We start from the raw sequence: 25269 nt of genomic DNA, 5'->3' as shown, positions 1-25269 counted from the left end.
TTCTTTTAACAAAACGAGGTAGAGCAATGGATTGGCGTGTAATTGTAGTTGTTAGCCCCCTTCTGATCGCCGCAACCTGGGCCGCCATCAATATTGGTGCCGCTGCAATCCGGCAGTTACAGGATGTTTTAGGTCGGGAAGCCTAGGCCATAACTCCCCCTGGCGATCGCCGATGAAACGATAAAGTATTGTGCAACGGCCCTTCCTGACACTCTACAGGGAGGGTTGATCTTTTGTTTTTTAGTTAAGTTATCTTATCCAGTTCTTCCTCCGTTAGTAATCAAAGGTGATCAAAGGAGATAGTCTTAACAGACTTGGCACCGATTCCAACAATCTCTCTGAATAAAGCTCTTCAACAATCGCCATGGTCGATCCCATCATGTACCAAGAAGAAATGTTTGTGCTCCTGGGCGATCGGGGGGCGGAAACGTTTTTAACCCCAGAGGAGATGACCGCTAGATTAATGGAAATTTTGACTGATTACGATCTGCCTCTGCCGAAAGCCCTGGCTAAACTCCCCACATTGGCGGCAAAAGCGGAACATTTACGGGATAACTACTGCGATCTCGACCGGGGGGACGGCAGTACTTGGCAATGGTATGCTGTGCGCCTAGAAAAATAGCTTGATCGATCCCTACTTCAAATCAGTTCCCATTCCCCACTATTAAAGGCTTTAACCCTTTTGTGCTAAGATTTTGAGGGCTTTTGTCATCCTACAACAAAGATGCCTAAGTCTAGCCTGATTTTGGAGTGACCATGACGACCACGAACTACGGTGCCGATCAAATTCAAGTCTTGGAAGGGTTGGAACCAGTCCGTAAGCGCCCAGGGATGTATATCGGCTCCACGGGGCCCAAGGGCCTCCATCACCTGGTGTATGAAGTGGTTGACAATGCCATTGACGAAGCTTTGGCGGGCTATTGCACCCATATTGAAATTGATATTAACGCCGATGGTTCCGTCACCGTGGTGGACAATGGCAGAGGCATTCCCACGGATATTCACCCTACCACCGGGCGCTCAGCTCTGGAAACGGTCTTAACGGTGCTCCATGCTGGGGGCAAGTTTGGGGGCGGTGGCTATAAGGTATCCGGCGGTTTACACGGGGTTGGCGTTTCCGTAGTTAACGCCCTGTCCGAGTGGGTAGAAGTGAAGGTTTGGCGCCAGGGCAAGGAACACTTCCAAAGGTTTGAGCGGGGAAATCCCATCGGCAGTTTGGAAGCCACTCCCAACGGGGAGCACTCCACAGGAACTCAGGTTTCTTTTTTGCCGGATACCCAAATTTTCAAAGATGGCATCGAGTTTGATTACCATACCCTAGCTAGTCGCCTCAAGGAGTTGGCCTACCTCAATGCCGGGGTACGTATTACCTTTGGCGATCGCCGTCCGAATTCCCTCAAAGAGGAACAATTCTATTATGAAGGGGGCATTAGGGAATATGTCACCTATATGACCACGGACAAAACGCCACTCCATGAAGAGATTATTTATACGTCCGGCGAAAAGAACGATGTGCAGGTGGAAGTTGCCCTGCAATGGTGTGTGGATGCCTACAGTGATACCCTGTTGGGGTTTGCCAACAATATCCGTACTATTGATGGTGGCACCCATTTAGAAGGTTTAAAAGCAGTTTTAACCCGTACTCTCAACTCCATTGCCCGCAAACGCAACAAATTAAAAGAGGGAGATAGTAATTTAGGCGGCGAAAATATCCGTGAAGGCTTAACCGGGGTAATTTCCGTTAAAGTGCCTGACCCGGAATTTGAAGGACAAACAAAAACCAAATTGGGCAACACCGAAGTCCGGGGTATTGTAGATACCCTAGTGGGGGAAGCCCTAACGGAATTTTTAGAATTTAATCCTGGGGTTGCTGACTCCATTATTGAAAAAGCAGTGCAGGCCTTTAAGGCGGCGGAAGCGGCCCGTCGAGCCAGGGAATTAGTACGACGTAAATCAGTTTTAGAATCTTCAACTTTGCCTGGCAAACTAGCAGATTGTAGCTCCAAAGATCCCTCGGAATCGGAAATTTTCATCGTGGAAGGGGACTCTGCTGGCGGGTCGGCCAAGCAAGGCCGTGATCGCCGTTTCCAAGCAATTTTGCCTCTGCGGGGCAAGATTTTAAATATTGAAAAAACTGACGATGCCAAGATTTATAAAAACACTGAAATTCAAGCCTTGATTACAGCATTAGGACTAGGAATTAAGGGTGATGATTTTGATATTTCTTCTCTACGTTATCATAGAGTAGTAATTATGACCGATGCTGATGTGGACGGCGCGCACATACGTACTCTTTTGCTAACTTTCTTCTACCGTTATCAGCGGGATTTAGTAGACCAAGGTTACATTTATATCGCCTGTCCGCCGTTGTACAAATTGGAGCGGGGCAAAAACCATTTCTACTGTTATTCCGACCGGGAATTGCAGGAGCAAATCAGTCAGTTTCCCCCCAATGCTAATTACACCATCCAGCGTTTCAAAGGGTTAGGGGAAATGATGCCCCAACAACTGTGGGACACCACCATGAATCCGGAAACCCGCACCATGAAAAGAGTCCACATTGAAGATGCCGCTGAAGCCGATCGCATTTTTACGGTGTTGATGGGCGATCGGGTTGCCCCTCGGCGGGAATTCATCGAAACCTATGGCACAAAATTGAATCTCACCGACTTGGATATCTAAGCATCTTTGCCAATGGGCCAACAGCAATAAAAAAAAGCAAGGTCGGTACTTACTGGCCTTGCTCAACTGTTTTCGGGGATAGCTTGGGGGAAGATCTAGGGGTCTACCCAACGGCCATCGGCTTTGATCAAGTTAATTAATTCCTGCACTCCGTCGGCTTCGGGAACCCGTTTAATTTCCTCTCGACCACGGTAGAGAGCAATGTAACCAGCTTGCTTACCCACATAGCCATAGTCGGCATCGGCCATTTCCCCAGGACCGTTAACAATACAGCCCATCACAGCAATGTCTAAACCCGTTAAATGTTTAGTCGCCTCCCGGACTTCATGCAACACATCTTCCAAGTTGAACAACGTGCGGCCACAGGAGGGACAGGCTACATATTCCACCATGGTTTTCCGTAAACCCAGAGCTTGGAGGATGCTGTAGCAAACGGGAATTTCCTTTTCAGGGGCCTCGGTGAGGGAAACCCGGATGGTGTCGCCAATGCCATCGGCCAAAAGGGTAGCAATGCCAGCGGTGGATTTGATGCGGCCATATTCCCCATCCCCGGCTTCAGTAACCCCTAGATGGAGAGGATAATCCATACCCAGCTCGTCCATCCGTTTTACCATCAGGCGATAGGCTGCCAACATTACTGGCACCCGAGACGCTTTCATGGAAATGACTAGATTGCGGAAATCTAAGGATTCACAAATTTTGATGAATTCCAAGGCCGATTGCACCATGCCTTCGGGGGTGTCCCCATAGGTAAAAAGCATTCTTTCAGAGAGGGAACCATGGTTAACGCCGATCCGCATGGATTTACCCTGATCCCGTAGGGAAACCACCAGGGGTTCTAGGGTTTGACGAATTTTGTCGCCGATTTCGGCAAATTCCTGGTCGCTGTAGCCTTCCCGTTGGGCATCAGGCTTTTCAAACACGTATAGCCCTGGGTTAATGCGTACCTTATCCACATGTTTGGCCACTTCCAAGGCAATCTTCATGCCGTTATGGTGGACATCGGCCACCAGGGGCACATTTTGGTAAGTACTTTGCAGTTTCTGTTTAATATCCGCTAGGGCTTTGGCGTGGGCCATGCTAGGCACCGTTACCCGGACAATTTCACAACCAATTTCATGGAGGCGACGAATGCCAGCGACGGAACCGTCCACATCCAGGGTATCTTCGTTGATCATGGACTGCACTACCACTGGATTGCCACCACCAATGGTGATGGGCCCCACGGGCACAGGGCGGGTTTTGCGGCGGTGGATAGTGGTATCGAACTCGTTCTGGACAGGGGTCGGCAAGGAAGCAGTTACCATGGGAAAGTTGAGTTTTTAGCAAAAAACTGTAGCCAACCTGATTATCCCATAACCAATTACCCCCCCAGGGCACTGGCGGTGAAGACAATGCCTGCCCCGGCTACGAGAAAGCCCACGAATCTTAGGTTGAGCAAGGCTTCTTGTTTTTCCTCCCAGAACCGGGCCAAAGCGTAGGCCCCCATGGCGATCGCCAGTTGAATGAGGGAAAAACCTAGCAGATAGGCCACTAGGGGATTCATTTCGGCTCCGATGACGGCTTCTCCGTAGGCATAGCCATGGAAGACTCCAGCAATGGCCGCCAAAACCATGACCAGAATTGGTGGTAGGGACCGTCCCAGTGCTAAAAATATGCCGAACAAAACCACAGAACCGGCAATGACCAGTTCCGGCTGGGGCAGATCAGCCCCGATTAAATGCAAACCGGTGCCGGCGATCGCCATGGTGATAAAAATGAGGGGCATCAGCCAACCATGGCGTAACCTAGCGGCAATGAGGCCAACGGCAATGACAAAGGCAAGGTGGTCTAGGCCGATGACGGGGTGTCCCAACCCGGAAAGCAAACCTTCGAAGAAATTATCCGGAGTAGTCCCCCCAAAAGGATGGTGCGCCAGGAGTGGGGGGGAAGTCAGTAAATTAGATAAACCTGTAATATCCACAATCTGTACCTCGCAGATTTGATTATAAAGAATGGGGTAATGGTTGGCGGGCATCCTGACTTAGGGCGCTGGGCCCATCACAGTTGCGGGACAGTATTGGCTTTGCACCAGCTTTTCCCCGTTACCTCCACTGGCTGTTACCCAATGGAACCAACTCAACGCAGTTCCCAACCCTAGCATGGATTTTCCTCCCTTTTGTTGTCGGGATAATGGAACAAAGTTAATTTTTGTGCAATGGCAAAAACTGGGTCCCGCCCACCTTGTCACGAAAAAAACATAAACTCCGGGGGGTTAACCGGCGGTTAAGGCGGCGATCGCCTAGGATAGAAGGCATAGACCCCAATGGATATGAGCTTTGTGTCTGTGCAACTATGCCCGACAAAACCGGATTTTCCGGCCAAAATTTTTACCTTCGACCGGGGGTTGACCCTGATCCATCAGGATGTGCCCACGGTTCCCGTGGCGGTGGTAGATGTGTGGGTGCGGGCCGGGGCGATCGCCGAGCCGGATGCGTGGCCGGGGGTAGCTCACCTGTTGGAGCACATGATTTTTAAGGGTACCAAACGGGTACCACCGGGGGCATTCGACCAGGTCATTGAATACAACGGGGGCATGGCCAACGCCGCCACCAGCCATGATTATGCCCATTTTTACCTGACCACAGCGGCGGACTATTTACCCCGCACATTGCCCTACTTGGCGGAAATTCTTTTGCAGGCGGAAGTGCCCGAAGAATGTCTTTTTTATGAACGGGAAGTGGTGCTAGAGGAAATCCGCGGTAGTGAAGATGACCCCGATTGGTTGGGATTTCAAGCTCTCTGTCAGTTACTCCATCCCCAGCATGCCTATGGCCGCTCTGTGTTGGGGGATGCCGCCGCCGTACAAAATTACACCGCCAATCAATTGCGTTGTTTCCACCGCACCCATTACCAACCGGAAAATATGACCGTAGTTATGGTGGGGGATATCCGGGAAACAGCGGCGATCGCCTATATGGAAGAAATTTTTGACCATTTTGGTGTGCGGTCGGAATGTCCCCCTACCACCAGATTGCCCAATCATCCCGTCCAAACCATCAAACGGGAAACCCTACGGATACCGGAACTGGGCCCCAGTCGGCTAACCATGGGTTGGAATGGCCCCGGCATTGACCGTCTCCAAGACAACATTGGTTTAGATTTACTAGCTGTTGTACTGGCAGGGAGCCACTGTGCGCGGTTAGTGCAACGGCTGCGGGAGGAACTGGGGTTGGTATTCGACATCCAGAGTTGTTTTTCTTTGCAAAAAGAAGCCAGTCTGTTCACCATCAACGCCTACCTAAATTCAGACCAGGTAGAAAGGGTAGAGGCGGAAATTTGTGCCGCCATTCAAACGTTGCAAACCATTCCCATCAGTGGAGCAGAACTGGCCCGGGCCCAACGGCTACTCTGTAACGACTTTATTTTTTCCACGGAAACCCCGGCCCAACTAGCGGGTCTGTACGGTTACTACCAAACCCTGGCCACCGCTGAGTTGGCGATCGCCTATCCCCAAATTGTTAGACAATACGAACCCCAGGCTTTGCAAATCTTGGCCCAGCGTTACCTGTCCACCGAGGCCTATGCCCTGGTACTCCTAGAAGCGGCCGAATCCTAGCCCTGGCAATCTGCAATCTATGCGTAATCATCAATCTATCCAGCGTCTCGTTCTCGATAACGGCATTACTCTCATTTGTGCGGAAAATCCGGCGGCGGATCTGGTGGCGGGACGGATTTTTCTGAAACAGGCGGGAGCTTGCTGGGACTCTCCCCAAAAAGTGGGGCTTTCCCATCTGATGGCCACGGTGATCACCAAGGGCACCAAACGGCGATCGGCTTTGGATATTGCTGAATTTGTGGAATGTCTGGGGGCTAATCTAGGGGCGGATGCGGCCAGCGATTACTGGGCTTTGAGTTTAAAAACCGTCACCACGGACTTTCCGGTCATTCTCGATTTAGCAGCGGAGATTCTCCGTTACCCCAGCTTTGATGGGGGGGAAATTGAACTGGAAAAGCGTTTGATTATCCAGGCCATCCAATCCCAACGGGAACAGCCCTTTAACGTGGCCTTCCACCAACTGCGCCAATCCATGTATCCCAACCACCCCTATGGTTATTCCATTTTGGGTAGTGAAGAGGTGGTGCCCCATTTTACCGCCCAGGATCTCTGGGAATATCACCAGGCCTATTTTCGCCCCGATAATTTAGTGATCAGCTTGGCGGGACGGCTGACCCTAGCCCAGGCTAGGGATTGGGTGGAAAACAGTTTTGGTGACTGGGCTATCCCTGAACAATCCATTGTTTGCCCGATTCTGACTCCCTTGAATCCCCGTCCAAAGGAACAGCTCACCCCCCAGGCCACGCAGCAATCAGTGGTGCTTTTGGGTTATCTAGGGGTGGGGGTTAAACATGAGGATTATGCGCCGTTGAAATTGCTCAGTACCTATCTGGGTAATGGCCTCTCCAGCCGTCTGTTTGTGGAACTGAGGGAAAAACGCGGTTTGGCCTACGACGTGTCGGCTTTTTATCCCACCCGTTTGGGTTCTTCCCAGTTTGTCACCTACATGGGCACCGCTCCCGAAAACACGGCGATCGCCATTGCGGGATTGCGGGCAGAAACGGACCGATTATGTGAAGAAAGATTGGAGGAAGGGGAAATTAAAGCGGCACAAAATAAACTATTGGGGCAATATGCCCTGGGCAAACAAACCAACGGGGAAATCGCCCATTTATTTGGCTGGTACGAAACCTTGGGCTTGGGTATAGCCTTTGACAGTGAATTTCAGGAACAGGTGCAGAAGGTAACGGAGGCCGATGCCCAACGGGTGGCCCAAACCTATTTAGCCGAACCCTATCTCTCCGTGGTCGGGCCAGAGGAAGGTTTGGCGAAATATTTTGACCTAGTGGCGGAAGGACAGGGCCAAGTATCTTCTGCTTTGATCTAGGGCCCAATCAAGGGACAAAAAATCCTAAAATGAGCCAAAATTTCCCGACTTTATCCCTGGGGAGGTTTTGGTTAGTTGGCGGTGATCCCCCTCAAAGCTAAAATGGTGCGACATCGATGCCAGGGGGGCTCCCTTTTTGCCCCCAACTTTCAATAGTTTTTAACAGTAAAGTCAAATCATATGCCCCAGGCTTGTGTAATTGGGTTAGGACGTTCCGGCATGGCCGCGGCTCGAGTGTTGCATCGGGATGGCTGGGACGTAATGGTGTTGGACCAGGCAGATAACGACCAACTCCGGGCCATGGGACAATCCTTGGTTCAAGAAGGAATCACCCTTAAACTCGGCGATCGCCTAGATCCAATTAGAGAAGCTTGGCCAGAACGCATTGTGGTCAGCCCGGGAGTCCCCTGGGATATTCCTCTGTTAGTTGCGGCCCGGGAAAAGGGAGTAGACGTGATGGGGGAATTGGAATTAGCTTGGCAGTATCTCCATGCCGTACCTTGGGTGGGCATTACGGGCACCAACGGAAAAACCACCACCACATCCTTAGTACAAGCGATTTTTCAGAAGGCTGGGCTGAATGCTCCGGCCTGCGGCAACATTGGCTATGCAGCCTGTGAGCTGGTCTTGCAAAACCAAAATTATGATTGGATTGTGGCGGAAATTAGCAGTTATCAAATTGAATCTTCCCCAACTCTATCTCCCCAAATTGGTCTTTGGACAACATTCACGCCAGATCATCTCAGTCGCCACAAAAGCCTAGAGAATTATTTCAACATCAAAGCCAGTTTGCTTTCCCGCTCTGCCATCCAGGTGCTCAACGGTGACGACGCCCATCTCCATGGCCATGGCCCCCACCTCTACCCCCAAGCCCATTGGACTAGCACCCAAGGCAGCGACCATCTACAGAGCCTTTGTGAGGCTAAACAAGGGGTTTACCTCCAGGATAATTGGGTTAATGCCTTTGGGGAATTAATTGCCCCCATTAACCTGTTCAAAATGCCCGGGCAACATAACCGGCAAAATTTATTAATGGCGATCGCCGCCGCCCGTTTAGCGGGCATTGATAAAAAAGCAATCACAGAAACCTTATTAACTTTTACTGGAGTGCCCCACCGTTTAGAACCCATTTGTACGGTCAACGGAGTGCAGTTTATTAACGATAGCAAGGCAACCAACTATGATGCGGCAGAAGTAGGCCTATCCTCCATGAAAGGGCCCACCATCTTGATCGCTGGGGGAGAAGCCAAAGAAGGAGATGATCAAGCTTGGTTGGCGCAAATTCAACAAAAGGCGGTAGCGGTTTTACTAATTGGCGATGCGGCCCCCAGGTTTGCGACCAGGCTAAAGGCAGTGGGCTACGAAAATTACGAAATAGTGGAAACTATGGCCAATGCCGTTCAGCGCGGATTGGAGTTAGCTAGTAAAAACAATGCCACTGCGGTCCTACTTTCCCCGGCCTGTGCCAGTTTTGACCAATATAATAGCTTTGAGGAACGGGGAGATGACTTCCGTGCCTGTTGTTTAGCATTGGGTTAGAAACCTTTGTGAAATATGGCCACCATCTCTGAACCTTTAACTTTTACTTACCCAATTGCGGAAACTTTCCATTCCCTACAGGGGGAGGGCGCCTGGGCTGGCAGTAATGCTTTTTTCATTCGCCTCGGGGGTTGTGATGTTCATTGTCCTTGGTGTGATCAAAAGGAAACCTGGCCGACCCAACACCATCCCCGACAAACGGTAATAGAACTGGTGCAACGGGCGGTGCAAGCTAAACCTGGCTTTGTGGTGATTACAGGGGGAGAACCACTCATGCACGACCTCAACCCCCTATGTCAAGCCCTGAAAAACCAGGGTTTACGTCTCCACTTGGAAACTTCTGGGGTTTACCCACTAACTGGTCAATTTGACTGGATTACTCTGTCCCCTAAACCCTATAGGCTCCCCCAAGCAGAAATTTATCCCCTGGCTAACGAATTAAAAGTGATTATCAGCCAGGACAAAGATTTTAGCTGGGCAGAAATAGAGGCAACTAAAGTTAGCCGCGGGACTCGTCTTTATTTACAGGCTGAATGGGAAACAGAAGCAATGAATGCAAGGATTTTTGCCTATGTCCTCACCCATCCCCAATGGCGCTTGGGCCTCCAGACCCATAAATACCTGGGGGTTCGTTGAGCAAATTCGCCCTGTTCAGTACTCCACAAACTAAATCAATGATCAAAATTTATGGCGCGGGAACATCCCCGGATTCATCCGTCAGGATTGTCAGTGGTTAGTTTCCGATCCCTACTTTCCAAAAATTTGTTAAGCTTTGTATCTAATTCCCATTAACCCGTAACATTTTTTCACAGATCCAGTCTAGGCGTTCACCCCTTCCCCACTCCGCCACTATGCCCAACTTAGAGTCTTCCGTTGTTGCTCCCCTGTCCCAATCCCCACAGCACCTAGCGGATCTCAACAAGCTGGAGGAGAAGTTAGCCCCAGCAGAGGCATTTGTGGATCGTCATCTGGGCCCGGGTGAAGGGGAACAACAGCAGATGCTCCAGGAGTTAGGCTTTCAATCCCTAGGGGAATTAATTGATCAAGCTGTGCCCCAGGCCATTCGCCTCCATGGTTCCCTCAAACTGCCGTCTCCCCAGGGGGAATATGGGGCGATCGCCCAGTTGAAGTCCATTGCATCCAAAAATCAAGTTTTCCGCTCCTACATTGGCATGGGGTATTACGACACGATTACTCCGCCGGTGATTCAACGCAACATTTTGGAAAATCCCGGTTGGTACACTGCCTATACTCCTTACCAAGCGGAAATTGCCCAGGGCCGGTTGGAAGCCCTACTGAATTTCCAGACCATGGTAATGGATTTAACCGGGTTGGAAATTGCCAATGCTTCTTTGTTGGACGAAGGCACCGCCGCCGCTGAGGCCATGGCCCTGAGTTACGGAGTTAGCAAAAGTAAAGCCAATGCTTTTTTTGTAGCCCAGGACTGCCATCCCCAAACCATTGAGGTGATTAAAACCCGGGCCAACCCCTTGGGCATTGAAGTGATTGTGGGCAACCATCAAAGCTTCGATTTTAGTACTCCCATCTTTGGTGCTCTGTTGCAATACCCTGCCACCGATGGGGAAGTGTACGATTACCGTAGTTTCATTAACCAGGCCCATGCACATCAAGCCCTAGTTACCTTGGCTGCTGATCTCCTCAGTTTGACCCTGCTAACTCCCCCTGGTGAGCTGGGAGCGGACATTGCCGTGGGCAGTACCCAGCGTTTTGGCATACCTTTAGGCTACGGTGGACCCCACGCCGCCTACTTTGCCACTAAAGCGGAGTATCAAAGGAAAATTCCCGGCCGCATTGTCGGGATTTCCAAAGATGTCCATGGCAATCCAGCCCTCCGTTTAGCGTTGCAGACCAGGGAGCAACATATCCGCCGGGACAAGGCCACTAGTAACATTTGTACTGCCCAAGTCCTCCTTGCCGTTATGGCTTCCATGTATGGGGTGTACCACGGCCCCACGGGGTTGAAAAATATTGCTCTGCGGATTCATCAGTTGACAGCATTATTGGCAGCAGGTTTAAAACGGCTTAATTACAGCCTCAATAATGATTCTTTCTTTGATACTTTGCGGGTGGGGGTAGGCGAACAGAGTGCCCCAGCTATCTTGAAAGCGGCGGAAAAGCGGAGCATTAATCTGCGCTTATTGGCCCCGGGGGAAGTGGGCATAAGTTTAGATGAAACGGTTACAGTCCAGGATTTGCTCGATCTGTGGCAAGTGTTTGCGGGCAAAGATGATTTGCCTTTTACTCCAGAAGAACTTTGGCCAGAAATTAAAACGGGTTTTGCCGCCGATTTAGCCCGCCAGAGTGAGTATTTACAGGAGCCGGTGTTTAACCAATACCATTCTGAAACTGAGTTATTGCGTTACTTGCACCAATTGGAAAGCAAAGATTTAGCTTTAAATACTTCCATGATTCCGTTGGGTTCCTGCACCATGAAACTTAACGCCACAGCGGAAATGGTCCCCGTCACTTGGCCAGAGTTTGGCAAAATTCATCCCTTCGCCCCCGCTGGCCAAACGGAAGGCTATCAGATTTTATTTGAGCAATTGGAAGCTTGGTTAGGGGAAATCACCGGTTTTGATGCCATTTCTTTGCAACCCAATGCCGGCTCCCAGGGGGAATATGCTGGGTTACAGGTGATTCGTCAATATCATCTCAGTCGAGGGGAAGAAAAGCGCACCGTTTGTTTAATTCCTGAATCGGCCCATGGTACTAACCCCGCCAGTGCAGTGATGTGCGGCATGGAAGTCATTGCCGTTAAATGCGATGGGGATGGCAACATTGACGTGACAGATTTGGTAAATAAAGCGCAAAAGTACGGCGATCGCCTGGCGGCTTTGATGGTGACCTATCCTTCTACCCATGGGGTGTTTGAAGCCACCATTGTCGAAATTTGCGAAATTATACACCGTTTTGGTGGCCAGGTTTATATGGACGGGGCTAACATGAATGCCCAGGTGGGGTTATGCCGTCCGGCGGATTTTGGGGCAGATGTTTGTCATCTCAATTTACATAAAACCTTTTGTATTCCCCACGGGGGCGGTGGCCCGGGTATGGGGCCCATCGGGGTTAAGGCCCATCTTGGGGGCTTTTTGCCTTCCACAAGCTTAAATTTTGCCGCTGAAAATTCCGACACCAATCAATCCATTGGTTTGATTTCCGCTGCTCCCTACGGCAGTGCCAGCATTCTTGTTATCTCTTGGATGTACATTGCCATGATGGGTGCTGAGGGCCTAACCAAAGCAACGGCGGTGGCTATTCTCAATGCCAATTACACCGCTAAACGGCTGGAAAACTATTACCCCATCTTGTTCAAGGGCAATCAAGGTCTGGTGGCCCATGAATGTATTCTCGATTTGCGGCCCCTGAAAAAACAAGCAGCAATCGAAGTAGATGATGTGGCCAAACGGTTAATGGATTTTGGTTTCCATGCCCCCACCGTGTCTTGGCCAGTGCTGGGAACCATGATGGTGGAACCAACGGAAAGTGAATCCCTTGCAGAATTAGACCGTTTTTGCGAGGCCATGATTGCCATTTACCAGGAAGCCCAAATGATCGCCAATGGCAAAATTGATCCCAGCGATAACCCCCTGAAAAATGCGCCCCACACGGCCCAATCCCTAATTTGTGGTGAATGGAATCATTCCTATGGCCAAGAACAGGCCGCTTACCCCGCCCCCTGGACTAAACAATTTAAATTCTGGCCCGCCGTTGGCCGCATTAATAACACCTACGGCGATCGCCATCTGGTTTGTTCCTGCGAAGGCATGGAGGCCTACAAGGGCTAATTAATTTCTAATGTTGAAGATTGAGAAGTAATGGGGCTGGGCGAAATTACACGTCAATGCGCCGCAAATCAATGCTCAATTTTGAAAATATGTTAAGAAATCCTCATATAGTCTCTTTTTAATTGGATAATTAAAGCAAGAGGAAAGCCAGGGGGCAGGGAAATAAGTAAAACAACACCTAGTCCTGGTCGATCACACCAGAGGCCCGTAACCTCCCGATTTTCTCAGACTTGCCTACAAGACAACTGTTGAGCTTCCCCGATGGGGACGGAGGTTATGATGAAATTGAACCAAGTGCTACAGGATCTCATGCAGTATTTCACCGAAGCATTTGCTCGGGTTTTTGGCCCGTCCGATGATGAATACCCCGTCGTTGGTGTTCAACCTTTTGAAGGTGAAATTCTAGTCAATGGTGCTGATGAAGAATAGTCTAGTCCTAGCTCTAGCTGGATGGACATCGTGACTAGCTGTGGTTGGCCCTTTTCTTTTCTGCCCCCTGACTTTAATTTTTCCTTGATTGGGGGGCATCTGTGCCGACAAGTTGTAGGTCTTCACTTAAGAGCAGAATAACTTAACTTTTCGACTTCCTATGCCCGTCCTTTGTCGGCCCAACAGTGCGAAGATTGTTGGCCAGTTTTGTTGTGGGAATGTCACAATCAAAGCAGTTAATTTTATTGCTGGGATAGGCCATGGAAGGGGAGTTAATGGAACTGAATATCATGGCAATGGCGGAGCAAGCCGACGGCACTGAGGTCTCCCTAGCGTCTTCGGGGGAAAGTCAATCTCTTCCCCAGGCGATCGCCGAGCCCCGTCGTTGGACCATTGACGATAGTGAGAATTTATATCGCATTGCTGGTTGGGGGGAACCCTATTTTTCCATCAATGCAGCGGGCCATGTGACCGTTTCTCCCCAGGCCGACCACGGGGGCGCGCTGGATTTGTATGAGTTAGTTAATGGTTTAAGACAAAGGAACATTGGCTTACCTTTACTACTGCGCTTCTCGGATATTCTAGCTGATCGCATTAATCGTCTCAATGCAGCCTTTGCTAGGGGTATTGCCCGGTACCGTTACCCCAACACCTACCGGGGAGTATATCCAATTAAATGTAACCAACACCGTCACATTGTCGAATCCCTGGTGCGCTATGGCACTCCTTACAATTTTGGTTTGGAAGCGGGTTCTAAGCCGGAGTTGATGATTGCCCTGGCTATGTTGCAACCCCAGGAAAACCCGGAGCCGGATCAGCAAAATCAACCTTTACTGATTTGTAATGGCTACAAAGACCGGGAATATATCGAAACTGCTTTACTAGCCCGTCGTCTCGGCCATCGACCCATTATTGTGGTGGAACAGGTGGCGGAAGTATCTTTGGCCATCGAAATTTCCCGCAACCTTGGCATTAAACCAATTTTGGGGGTGCGGGCCAAACTTAGTACCCAAGGTATGGGCCGTTGGGGCATTTCCACCGGCGATCGGGCTAAATTTGGTTTGACCATTCCCGAAATGTTGACGGCGATCGGGCAACTGCGGGACGCGGATATGTTGGATAGTTTACAGTTACTCCATTTCCACATTGGCTCCCAAATTTCCTCTATTTCTGTCATCAAAGAAGCGATGACGGAAGCCAGCCAAATTTTTGTCCAGTTGTCCAAGCTGGGGGCTAATATGCGCTATCTGGATGTGGGGGGAGGTTTAGGGGTAGATTATGACGGCTCCAAAACCAATTTTTACGCTTCCAAGAATTACAACATCCAGAATTATGTTAACGATGTGATTTCAGCAGTACAAGATGCCTGTGTGGCCGCTGAAGTACCCTGTCCTGTGCTGATTAGTGAAAGTGGCCGGGCGATCGCCAGCCATCAATCGGTGCTAATTTTCGACATTGTGGCCACCAACGATATCAATCCCCCATTGCCGAAAGTAAAGGGCAAAGACCATGCAATTTTACGCAATTTGATGGAAACCTGGGAAACCATTACGGTGGATAATTACCAGGAAGCGTACCATGATGTGGAACAATTTAAAACCGAGGCCATTAGTTTATTTAACTTTGGTTATTTAGGCCTGAAGGAAAGGGCCAAAGCAGAGGAACTTTATTGGGCCTGTTGCCGCAAGATTTTACAAATTTGTCGTCAGCAGGAATATGTCCCCGATGATTTGGAAAATTTAGAAGTTAATTTGGCTTCCATTTACTATGCCAACATGTCTGTGTTTCAATCAGCCCCCGATTCCTGGGCGATCGACCAGCTTTTTCCCATTATGCCCATCCATCGCTTAGACGAAGAACCCACAGAAAGGGGGATTTTAGCGGACATTACCTGCGACAGTGACGGCAAAATAGACCAATTTATCGATCTACGGGATGTTAAGTCAGTGTTGGAACTTCACCCGTTGCTCGAAGTAGAACAAGAAGATACCCCCCCTAAGGTAGAACCCTATTATCTAGGCATGTTTCTGGTGGGAGCCTATCAAGAAATTATGGGTAACCTACATAATTTATTTGGGGATATTAATGTGGTGCATATCCAAATGAATCCCAAAGGCTACCAAATTGAACATTTAGTCCGAGGGGACACCATTGCGGAAGTGTTGGGTTATGTGCAGTACGATCCTGAGGATTTACTAGAAAATATGCGCCGCTACTGTGAGCAGGCCATGGGAGATAAACACATGAGCTTGGAAGAGTCCCAATTACTGCTGGAAAATTATGAGCGCAGTTTATTGCAATATACCTACCTCAAGCCTACCTCTGGCATCCAACCAAACTAATTCCAACTAATCAAATTGACGGCGGGAATTAAGGCTGGCTAAACATCTACACATCAAATTCCCGGTATCTCAATGGCATCCCGATCTAAGGGAAAAGTGTGCCCTTGTGCCTATTTACTGAGGCGTTTATGGGGCAGGAACTGGTTGTCAAAATTTGGTTTGGTCTGACTGGGGGGCTGGGGGGAGGCGGAATCGGCGATCGGGCGGGGGGCTTCGGGATTGGCCACTGGAATTCTAGTGGATGAATTATCACTAGAACTGGTAGGAGGCATGAGATTGGCGGCAGTATCAGAAGACACTGGAGACACTGGGGTTTCCGTAGCGGTTACTTCCTCTGCCACTTCTGCCGTTACCTCCGTTGCTTCCGTTGTCCCTGTCGGTTCCGTTTGCTCTGTTGTTGTTTCTTGAATAACGGCAATGTCCGTAGTGTTTTCCGTTGGGGCGATCGCCGTGGGAGTTTCCTCGGCGGGGACACTGGTATCGGGACCGTCATTGCTAGCGGTGGCTTGGGGATTGGGGGCGGTGGTTTCCACTAGGTAGGATTCCCCCAACTTTTCCGGGCCGATGAAAATGGGTTCAAAGGCCACTTCTCCGCGAATACTGAGCACTGTGCCTTTACGGGGCAACTGGCGATCGGTTTTCACCCACACCCGTCCGGTTTTATCTTGGATTTGGTAAGCACCCCCTTCTAAAAACGGAGCCACATTGACCACAATGCCCTGGACGTTGACTGTGCGCTGATTGGAAATTTCCTCTAGTTTTGCAATGTCCAAATACTCCTGGGCCAGACCGAAGGGATTGAGGGGGCTACAACTCACCATCCAGCCGCTCAGGAACAGGGGAAAGAACAGTTTTCGGCCCACCCAGGATAACTTGGCAGTCATCGTCGCCCTCACAATCATTAGCTTCTCGACCATCATACTAGCCTATCTTGCCGATACTCCTGGGGCGTTGCTATGCCACAACTAAGACATGGCCAGCATTCTTTGGATCGGTTTCAGGGCCCCCACCATGGTCTCCTCCGGTAAGGTAATCTGCGGCGATCGCCGTTTCATAGCCCAGTACAGTTTTTCGAGGGTGTTCAAACGCATATAGGGGCACTCATTACAGTCGCAGTTACTGTTATTAGGCAGGGGAATAAATTGCTTAGAGGGGGAAAGTTTTTGCATTTGGTGAATGATGCCCGGCTCGGTGCCGACAATAAATTCTTTACCCGGAGATTGATGGGAATAATTGAGTAACGCCGTGGTGGAACCGATGAAGTCCGCATAGCGCAGAATGGCTTCTTCACATTCAGGGTGGGCAATGATTTCTGCCTGGGGATATTTAGCTTTTAGCTCCAGCAAACGCCGTTCCGAGAAAGTTTCATGGACAATGCAACTGCCCTGCCACAGCACCATTTGTCGCCCGGTTTGCTCCATCACATAACGGCCTAAATTGCGGTCTGGGGCAAAAATTATTTTTTGGTCCTCCGGCAATTGTTGAACAATTTTCACCGCATTGGAACTGGTGCAAATTATATCGCTCAGGGCTTTAATTTCCGCTGTGCAGTTGATGTAACTAATGACTAAATGATCAGGATACTGTTGTTTAAATCGGGCAAATTCCCGGGGAGGGCAACTATCCGCTAAAGAACAGCCCGCTGATAAATCGGGCAAAAGTACCAACTTATGGGGATTGAGAATTTTAGCTGTTTCCGCCATGAAATGTACCCCGGCAAAAACGATTACATCGGCATCGGTGCTGGCCGCCTGTTGGGATAGCCCCAGGGAGTCCCCTAAATAATCGGCAATGTCTTGGATGGCCGCCTCTTGGTAATAATGGGCCAAAATTACCGCATTCAACTCCTTTTTCAGACTCTGAATCGCTCCCACTAAGTCACGGGGCAGGGTTTCTTGGGGCGGGGCAACGGCGGTGAACACTATGTTTTGGCTCCTGGGATATTTATAGTTAAAACTACCATAAATATTTTATCACAGAAATTCAGTGGGGCATGGGTTAGCGCTTCCACTGGACTATGCTAGGGCAACCACTGACCAAGGGGTAGTCGGGATAGTAGGGTAATTACGCCAAAGCCAAGCAAAATTGTCCCGCTGAGGGGATTGAGCCAGCCGGACCATTGCCGTAGTTGCAACAGCCGTTTCAAACTGCCGGTGAACAAGCCAACTAAAATGAGCGGGGTGACGTAACCGATGGTATAAGCCAACAGTAGCCCACTGCCTAGCAAGAGATCCTGACGACTGGCCACCCAAGCCAGCAGGCTGGCAAGGACTGGGGTGCTACAAGGAGAGGCAATTAGCCCAAAGGTCAGCCCCGCCAATAGGGCCCTCAATGCTGGGGGAAAATCGTCTTTGATCCAATCCGTTGCCCCCAAACTGGGAAACCGCAGGGGCAATAATTCCAACAGGTTTAATCCCATTAAAATGGCTATGACACTCACCAAAATGGGTAGGCCTAGGCCGATTTGGCCATAAATTTTTCCCAGGGCCGCCGCCCCCAGCCCCAAGCTAGCTAGGGTAATGGCCAACCCCAGGGCAAACCAGAGGGATTGTTTGAAGGATTGCAGGCGATCGCCGTCGGCGGTACCGCCAATGTAGGCAATGGTTAAAGGTAAAAGGGAAAGTAAACAGGGGGTCAAACTAGTGACCAGCCCCGCCAGCAGAATGATAAGCAAACTAAGGGGAGTCAGTTGTCCCAGTTGTTCCACCACCAGGCGATCGGCCCATTGCTGGAGAAAATAAAGCTGATTTTGCAGAGATTGCCACATTACACAATTGTCCAAAAAGCCGAAAAATTAAGCTTGAAATTTGCTGGTTGCCATTTGGTTCCTGGTTTATTGGCGGAGTTTAACCAGAGAAAAGATTAAACCGAGGAAAAATTGGCACTTGTTCAACAATGCTAAGCAATTCCCCGCCATCTCGCCAAAGATAATCATCCTTCTGCCGCCATGCCCCAAACCGTTTGCCGGTAACTTATCCTGTCCCCCTGCATAAAATAGAATATTCACCGTTGATCATGATCAAATATTGCCGGAGAGAGAACCTTCCTATGTTGCAAGCTTACCGCCAACACGTCGCCGATCGCCAAAAATTAGGCATTCCCCCCCTTCCCCTCAATGCGGAGCAGACCACCGAGCTATGTGAACTGCTGAAAAATCCCCCGGAAGCGGAAAAGGAAGAATTGATGATGTTGTTGCGGGACCGGATTCCCCCCGGAGTCGATGAAGCAGCCTATGTCAAAGCAGGATTTCTCACGGCGATCGCCAAGGGGGAAGTGACCTGTCCTCTGATCAGCGCCCAAGGGGCGGTGGAACTACTTGGCACCATGATCGGTGGTTATAACGTGCAGTCGCTGGTGGAACTATTGAAAGCTAAAAACAGCAACATTGCCAGCGCCGCCGCCATTGCCCTTAGTAAAACTCTACTGGTGTTCGATGCCTTTAACGATGTACTACACCTCAGCGACAGTAATCCCTATGCCAAACAAGTAATTGATGCCTGGGCGGAAGGAGCCTGGTTCATCAATAAACCGGAAGTACCCGAAAGCATTACCGTGACCGTGTTTAAAGTGCCGGGGGAAACCAACACCGACGATTTATCCCCCGCTCCCCACGCCACCACCAGGCCCGATATTCCCCTCCATGCCCTGGCCATGCTGGAATCAAAAATGCCAGAAGGGTTAGCAACCATTGCCGAGTTGAAGAAAAAGGGCCATCCCGTTGCCTATGTGGGAGATGTGGTGGGAACAGGATCTTCCCGTAAATCGGCAATCAACTCCGTCCTTTGGCATATTGGCGACGACATTCCCTTTGTACCCAACAAACGGGCCGGGGGTTACATTTTGGGGGGGAAAATTGCCCCCATCTTTTTCAACACCGCTGAAGATTCCGGTGCTCTGCCCATTGAATGTGACGTGGCCCAACTTAACACCGGGGACGTGATTACCATTCACCCTAGGGCAGGAAAAATCACCAACGAAGCCGGGGAAAGCCTCAGCACTTTTCAACTCAAACCAGAAACCATTTTGGACGAGGTACGGGCCGGTGGACGAATCCCCCTCTTAATCGGTCGCGCTTTGACTGACAAAACCCGGGAAGCGTTAGGATTATCCCCCTCCACGCTCTTTGTTCGTCCCACAGCCCCAGTAGATACGGGCAAAGGGTTCACCCTAGCGCAAAAAATGGTGGGTAAAGGCTGTGGCGTAGTTGGCATTCGTCCCGGCACTTCCTGCGAGCCAATTATGACCACGGTGGGTTCCCAGGACACCACGGGCCCCATGACCAGAGATGAGTTAAAAGAATTAGCCTGCTTAGGATTTAACGCCGATCTAACTTTGCAAACCTTCTGTCACACCGCCGCCTACCCCAAACCCGTTGACATTAAAACCCATAAGGATTTACCGGACTTTTTTGCTACCCGGGGCGGAGTAGCTCTGCGGCCAGGGGATGGCATCATTCACTCCTGGCTCAATCGCATGTTACTGCCCGATACGGTGGGCACCGGAGGGGATTCCCACACCCGCTTTCCCCTGGGCATTTCCTTCCCTGCTGGTTCTGGTCTAGTAGCTTTTGCCGCCGCTCTGGGGGCAATGCCTTTGGATATGCCGGAATCGGTGTTGGTGAAATTTAGCGGGGAACTGCAACCGGGGGTAACGCTACGGGATATCGTCAATGCCATTCCCTGGGTGGCCATGCAACAGGGTAAGTTGACCGTAGGCAAGGAGAACAAAATCAATGTTTTCAACGGCCGCATTATGGAGATGGAAGGGCTACCGGACCTCAAAGTTGAACAAGCGTTTGAGTTGACCGATGCCACAGCGGAACGTTCCTGTTCCGGTTCCACCATCAAGCTCAGTGAGGAAACCGTGGCGGAATACCTCCATTCCAATGTGGTGCTGATGAAAAATATGATTGCCCGGGGTTATCAGGATGCCCGAACCCTGTTACGTCGCATTGCCAAAATGGAGGAATGGTTAGCCAATCCCAGTTTGATGAGTGCTGACCCCGATGCGGAGTACGCCGACGTGATTGAGGTCAACCTCTCGGAAATCAAGGAACCGATTGTGGCCGCCCCCAACGATCCTGATAACGTCAAATTAATGTCGGAATGTGCCGGAGATGTCATCCATGAAGTGTTCATTGGTTCCTGTATGACTAACATTGGCCATTACCGGGCCGCCGCTAAAATCCTCGAAGGAGCCGGAACCGTCAAAGGTCGCGTCTGGATTTGTCCCCCCACCCGCATGGATGAACAACAGTTACGGGATGAAGGTATGTACGGTATTTTTGCCGCCGCCGGAGCCCGCACAGAAATGCCCGGTTGTTCCCTCTGCATGGGTAACCAAGCCCGAGTGGAAGATGGGGTAACGGTGTTTTCCACTTCTACCCGCAATTTCAATAACCGTATGGGCAAAGGGGCCCAAGTTTATCTCGGTTCCGCTGAGTTGGCCGCCGTTTGCGCGCTCCTAGGTAAAATCCCCACTGTGGAAGAATATCTGGCGATCGTCTCTGAAAAGGTCGATCCCTTTAAAGATGATCTTTACCGTTACCTCAATTTCAATGAGATTGACAATTTTGAAGACTTTGGCCGGGTAATTCCCCTAGACCAAATGCCCAAAATTGAGGACATTTTAGGCATGCCAGTGGGCGCTAAGTAAGTCGTAAAATTAGGGTGGGTCTTTCTTGACTCACCTCATAACTCGAATAAGGGGGAGAATGCCTGCCAAAGATATTTATCACGATACGGTTAAAAATGCCTTAACTAAGGACGGGTGGGTAATACTCGCTGATCCTTATACAGTTGAATATGAGGGTGATAATCTTTATGCTGATTTATTGGCTGAAAAGACTTCGTTACCCAAACGACAAGAACGAATCATTGTTGTCGAAATTAAAAGCTTTATTAGCCCTTCGCCAATGAATGATTTCCAAAATGCTTTGGGCCAATATCTTTTGTATCGTGATTTTCTTCAGTTTTCCCATAAAGACTACCAGCTTTATTTAGCAGTAAAAACTTCAATATTTGATACATTCTTTCAGAGAAAATCAATTCAGGCCGTGATCAAACATCATCAAGTTAATTTTGTTACTTTCAATGATAAAAAAGAGGAAATCACCTCATGGATAAAGTCATAAAATATCAAGCATTGATTAAAAAAATTCTAACCGACTATGACCAATTAGTTCATCAATCCCCAGATTATAACACTGAAACTTGTCTAGTATTTGATGAAAATCATGATCACTATCTTTGGTTAACGGTTGATTGGCAAGATGATAAACGCAAAAAATCAACCCATGTTCATGTTCGCATTAAAAACGAAAAAATTTACATTGAGGAAGATTGGACAGAGGAAGGCATTGCTAATGAGTTATTAAAAGAGGGTGTACCGAAAAAAGATATTGTTCTGGCTTTCCAAGCTCCAGAAATTCGTAAATTTACTGAATTTGCTATAGCTTAGAAGGGAAAAAAGGTGATATCTTATGTGAAGAGCAATATAGTAGTCACATATTTAAGGAACTCCCTGGGAGATGTGGCTTTAATGGTCAATTTTTAACGTTGGTTGGATAATCGACAACTGGAGTATAAATTTGGTATTATTAAGTTATTAAAAAGTTTACATTTTGTCATTACAGCCTAACAATTGTAAATCAGACTAGCATTTTGTTGATAAACCCAGTAAATCTAAAAAATATCAAAATTCATGAAACCTACTATTGATCTTAACTACACTAATCTTGTAGATCTAATATCTCCTTATAAAACTTCAGATAGAACGGAGTCTACTGCGTTTTTACACTGGTTTTTGGTAAATATCTACAGATTAGATGAAATGGAAGCAGACGATAGCATATGTGATGGACATGGAGATAAAGGAATAGATGCAATGTATATTAATCATAACGAAGGTCTAATTGATGTTTTTCAGTCAAAAATAGTTAAAAATGCAGCTAAAACGCTAGGAGATTCTCAAATCAAAGAATTTATTGGTAGCTTAAAGCAACTTGACAATGATTCTGATTTAAACGGACTTATTCAATCTACTGGTAATATTCAACTCAGAAGCTTATTAGAACAAAATAAGGAGTTCTTACTTTCTGATGATTATGAAATTCGAGGTGTATTTGTAGCGAATGCAGTAAAAGACACTAATGCAGACAATTTACTTAAAACACTATCAAGCTCTCCCTTAATAGTATGGGATAAAGACACCATCATAAGAGCTTATGTGTCAGGAGAAAAGGATATTCCCGAGACCGAAGAGCTTTATTTTGATGTATTTGGTTTTGACTATGCTGAGTTTGATGTAAACAATTCAGTCAAGGTAGTTATTGCTCCTCTGGCAGCAACAGATTTAGTGAAAATGGAAGGGATTGATACACAGCAAATTTTTGAATTAAATCTCCGAAAATCATTAGGTAGTAATAAAACAAAAGTCAACAAAGATATTACTGCTAGCATTAAAGATACTAGCGAACATCTAAATTTTTTACTTTATCACAACGGAATAACAGTTATTTGCGGTACTGTAAATACAGACGAAAGAGACAGAATAAAAATTAAAAACTATTCCATTGTTAATGGTTGCCAAAGTATTTCTTGTCTTTATGATAATAGAGATAATATTTCCAGTGATTTAAGAATTTTGGCCCGACTGATTCAAGTACCTTCAGAATCAGAACTAATTCCTAAAATCACATACAATAGTAATAATCAAAATGGAATTAAAGCAAGAGATTTTCGCTCAAATACAGCTACACAAGTAAGGTTGCAACAAGAAATTAAATCTAACTACCCCAATTATATATACCAAATTAAAACAGGGGAGAATAAGAAGACAGTTAGTATTTCCAATAAAGTCATTCTTGATAATACCCTTGTTGGTCAAATCATGCTAGCTTTTGATTTGAAAGAGCCATCTCGGGTTCAAAGGCCTGGTCGAATATTTGATGATTGGCATCAAGAAATTTTTGCTCGGCCAGAAGTTAATGGACACAGGATAATATCACTATTCAATATTTACAAGATAGTTGAAGAACTTGTAAGCAAAGTCACTCCTCCTTTGTTTGGTCGATATCAAATTACTAAGTTTTTACTCTTATATCTACTACGTCAAGTACTTGAAAAGGATGATTTAGGAAAAGATTTTTGTAAATCTCCCGAAAAATATTATCAAAACACTGGGAAGGAGAAAAAAACAAATGAAGCAATGAGGAGAATTTTGGAAGATTTAATTATCGATTTAAATGCTGAATTTAATGAAAAAGGTGGAGATTCTTATGACTTTAAAACGGAATTTAAAAACATTTCAAAAATCAATGATCTATCCAAATCAATTTTGTCTTCGTATCTTAAAATGGTGAGTCGTAGACGAGTTGAAACATTTTCAGAGATTATCAACAGTCCAGTCACCAATATTGCAGAGAAAATTGATAATCAATCAATGTAATCCAATTCGATCGCCAGTGATATTGCCCAAAACAGGCGGCAACTTTCATAATTAGACAACGGCAATCTTTAGTGAAAAGACATTATGGGCTTACTCGTCAACGGCATTTGGCAGGATCAGTGGTACGACACCAAAAGTACCGGGGGGCGATTTGTGCGGCAAGATGCCCAATTTCGCCATTGGATTACCCCCGATGGATCGGCGGGGCCCACGGGTAACGCAGGGTTCAAAGCCGAAGCAGGACGTTACCACCTTTACATTTCCCTGGCCTGTCCTTGGGCGCACCGCACCCTGATTTTCCGTAAGCTTAAGGGGCTAGAAGGGATGATTGATGTTTCGGTCGTCCATTGGTTAATGCGGGAAAAGGGATGGACGTTTACCCCTGGCCCCGGGGTAGTGCCAGATCCGTTATTTAAGGCGGAATATGCTTACCAAATTTATACCAAGGCAGACTCCCAATATAGTGGCCGGGTGACAGTGCCGATTCTGTGGGATAAACAGACCCAGACCATTGTTAATAACGAATCCTCGGAAATTATTAGAATCTTTAACAGCGCGTTTGACGGACTGGGGGCAAAGGCTGGGGATTATTATCCTGAAGCTCTCCGTCCCCAAATTGATGCCCTCAACGAGCGAATTTATCACACTATTAATAATGGCGTTTACAAATGTGGATTCGCCACAACCCAAACGGCCTATGAAGAAGCGATCGCCCCCTTGTTTGAGAGCTTAGATTGGTTAGAGGGAATTTTGGAGGATCATCAATATTTAACGGGAGATCAAATTACGGAAGCGGATTGGCGTTTATTTACTACTTTGATTCGTTTTGATGCGGTCTACGTGGGGCATTTCAAATGTAATTTGCGGCGGATTCAGGATTATCCTAACCTATGGCGTTATCTGCGGGATTTATACCAACAACCGGGCGTTGCTGAAACAGTTAATTTTCAGCACATCAAGGGCCATTACTATGAAAGTCATTTAACCATTAACCCCACGGGAATTGTACCAATGGGGCCAGTGTTGGATTTATTTGCCCCAGCAATATTCCCCCTGTAATGGGGCGATCGCCAATCTCACGGTATTAGTTAGTATTGC

At 48.1% G+C, this 25269-nt stretch carries 20 protein-coding genes and 1 riboswitch; of the genes, 15 read left to right on the top strand and 5 right to left on the bottom strand.

Annotated features, from left to right (window positions below):
- Positions 1 to 26: 26 nt before the first annotated feature.
- From D082_RS00795 to gyrB, 3 genes are all read left to right on the top strand, one after another.
- Positions 27 to 146 (top strand): photosystem II protein Y, encoded by a 120-nt coding sequence (locus tag D082_RS00795; protein WP_010872352.1) that lies wholly within the window; start codon positions 27 to 29, stop codon positions 144 to 146.
- A 218-nt stretch (positions 147 to 364) separates the two neighbouring features.
- Positions 365 to 622 (top strand): chlororespiratory reduction protein 7, encoded by a 258-nt coding sequence (locus D082_RS00790; protein ID WP_028946832.1) that lies wholly within the window; start codon positions 365 to 367, stop codon positions 620 to 622.
- Positions 623 to 756: 134 nt separating this feature from the next.
- Positions 757 to 2682 carry a DNA topoisomerase (ATP-hydrolyzing) subunit B gene (gene gyrB / locus D082_RS00785; protein ID WP_028946833.1) on the top strand — a complete coding sequence of 642 codons (1926 nt, stop codon included), beginning with the start codon at positions 757 to 759 and terminating at the stop codon, positions 2680 to 2682.
- Positions 2683 to 2777: 95 nt separating this feature from the next.
- Here the strand turns inward: gyrB and ispG are convergent, their stop codons facing one another.
- The gene (gene ispG / locus D082_RS00780; protein WP_028946834.1) at positions 2778 to 3989 is read right to left on the bottom strand and encodes a (E)-4-hydroxy-3-methylbut-2-enyl-diphosphate synthase; all 1212 of its coding nucleotides are present in this window, start codon (positions 3987 to 3989) and stop codon (positions 2778 to 2780) included.
- A 56-nt stretch (positions 3990 to 4045) separates the two neighbouring features.
- A complete protein-coding gene (locus D082_RS00775; protein ID WP_038529838.1) occupies positions 4046 to 4699 on the bottom strand; it encodes a HupE/UreJ family protein in 654 nt (217 codons plus the stop codon).
- Positions 4673 to 4815: riboswitch (cobalamin riboswitch) on the bottom strand. (Overlaps the previous gene by 27 nt.)
- 172 nt (positions 4816 to 4987) lie before the next feature.
- On the opposite strand from D082_RS00775, the gene D082_RS00770 reads away from it, so the two are divergent.
- The 7 genes from D082_RS00770 (at position 4988) to speA (ending at position 15723) form a co-directional block, all read left to right on the top strand.
- Positions 4988 to 6280, top strand: a complete 1293-nt coding sequence (locus D082_RS00770) for a pitrilysin family protein (protein WP_028946836.1) — start codon at positions 4988 to 4990, stop codon at positions 6278 to 6280.
- 19 nt (positions 6281 to 6299) lie between these two features.
- Positions 6300 to 7607 carry a pitrilysin family protein gene (locus tag D082_RS00765; RefSeq protein WP_028946837.1) on the top strand — a complete coding sequence of 436 codons (1308 nt, stop codon included), beginning with the start codon at positions 6300 to 6302 and terminating at the stop codon, positions 7605 to 7607.
- A gap of 180 nt (positions 7608 to 7787) precedes the next feature.
- The gene (gene murD, locus D082_RS00760; RefSeq protein WP_028946838.1) at positions 7788 to 9146 is read left to right on the top strand and encodes a UDP-N-acetylmuramoyl-L-alanine--D-glutamate ligase; all 1359 of its coding nucleotides are present in this window, start codon (positions 7788 to 7790) and stop codon (positions 9144 to 9146) included.
- A gap of 15 nt (positions 9147 to 9161) precedes the next feature.
- Complete coding sequence (locus D082_RS00755; protein WP_028946839.1) at positions 9162 to 9782, top strand: 7-carboxy-7-deazaguanine synthase QueE; 621 nt, start codon at positions 9162 to 9164, stop codon at positions 9780 to 9782.
- Positions 9783 to 9997: 215 nt separating this feature from the next.
- Entirely contained in the window at positions 9998 to 12952 is a 2955-nt protein-coding gene (gene gcvP / locus D082_RS00750) for an aminomethyl-transferring glycine dehydrogenase (protein ID WP_028946840.1), read from the top strand.
- A gap of 261 nt (positions 12953 to 13213) precedes the next feature.
- On the top strand, positions 13214 to 13381 hold the full coding sequence (locus D082_RS18465) for a hypothetical protein (protein WP_158506478.1): 168 nt from the start codon (positions 13214 to 13216) through the stop codon (positions 13379 to 13381).
- Between the two features lie 275 nt (positions 13382 to 13656).
- Positions 13657 to 15723 (top strand): biosynthetic arginine decarboxylase, encoded by a 2067-nt coding sequence (gene speA / locus D082_RS00745; RefSeq protein ID WP_369796125.1) that lies wholly within the window; start codon positions 13657 to 13659, stop codon positions 15721 to 15723.
- Positions 15724 to 15833: 110 nt separating this feature from the next.
- Here speA and D082_RS00740 read toward each other — a convergent pair whose 3' ends face one another.
- The 3 genes from D082_RS00740 to D082_RS00730 all read right to left on the bottom strand — a co-directional run bounded on the left by D082_RS00740 (position 15834) and on the right by D082_RS00730 (position 18490).
- Positions 15834 to 16607 (bottom strand): hypothetical protein, encoded by a 774-nt coding sequence (locus D082_RS00740; RefSeq protein ID WP_238546776.1) that lies wholly within the window; start codon positions 16605 to 16607, stop codon positions 15834 to 15836.
- 81 nt (positions 16608 to 16688) lie between these two features.
- The gene (nadA, locus tag D082_RS00735) at positions 16689 to 17645 is read right to left on the bottom strand and encodes a quinolinate synthase NadA (RefSeq protein WP_028946843.1); all 957 of its coding nucleotides are present in this window, start codon (positions 17643 to 17645) and stop codon (positions 16689 to 16691) included.
- A 98-nt stretch (positions 17646 to 17743) separates the two neighbouring features.
- Positions 17744 to 18490: a cytochrome c biogenesis protein CcdA gene (locus D082_RS00730; protein ID WP_028946844.1), complete on the bottom strand. Its 747-nt coding sequence runs from the start codon at positions 18488 to 18490 to the stop codon at positions 17744 to 17746.
- 281 nt (positions 18491 to 18771) lie between these two features.
- Here D082_RS00730 and acnB point away from each other — a divergent pair, with 281 nt between their 5' ends.
- From acnB to D082_RS00705, 5 genes are all read left to right on the top strand, one after another.
- Positions 18772 to 21378, top strand: a complete 2607-nt coding sequence (gene acnB / locus D082_RS00725; protein WP_028946845.1) for a bifunctional aconitate hydratase 2/2-methylisocitrate dehydratase — start codon at positions 18772 to 18774, stop codon at positions 21376 to 21378.
- Positions 21379 to 21436: 58 nt separating this feature from the next.
- A complete protein-coding gene (locus D082_RS00720) occupies positions 21437 to 21856 on the top strand; it encodes a XisH family protein (RefSeq protein ID WP_028946846.1) in 420 nt (139 codons plus the stop codon).
- Entirely contained in the window at positions 21841 to 22182 is a 342-nt protein-coding gene (locus tag D082_RS00715) for a XisI protein (RefSeq protein WP_028946847.1), read from the top strand. Before D082_RS00720 ends, D082_RS00715 begins: the two co-directional genes overlap by 16 nt.
- A 243-nt stretch (positions 22183 to 22425) precedes the next feature.
- Positions 22426 to 24171, top strand: coding sequence for an AIPR family protein (locus tag D082_RS00710; RefSeq protein WP_051738626.1), 1746 nt, complete (start codon positions 22426 to 22428; stop codon positions 24169 to 24171).
- A gap of 84 nt (positions 24172 to 24255) precedes the next feature.
- A complete protein-coding gene (locus D082_RS00705) occupies positions 24256 to 25230 on the top strand; it encodes a glutathione S-transferase family protein (RefSeq protein WP_028946848.1) in 975 nt (324 codons plus the stop codon).
- Positions 25231 to 25269: the final 39 nt, after the last annotated feature.

This window comes from Synechocystis sp. PCC 6714 (assembly GCF_000478825.2).
Taxonomy (GTDB): domain Bacteria; phylum Cyanobacteriota; class Cyanobacteriia; order Cyanobacteriales; family Microcystaceae; genus Synechocystis.
Note: the sequence above shows the minus strand (reverse complement) of the source record. Positions and strands in the feature narration are given on the sequence as shown.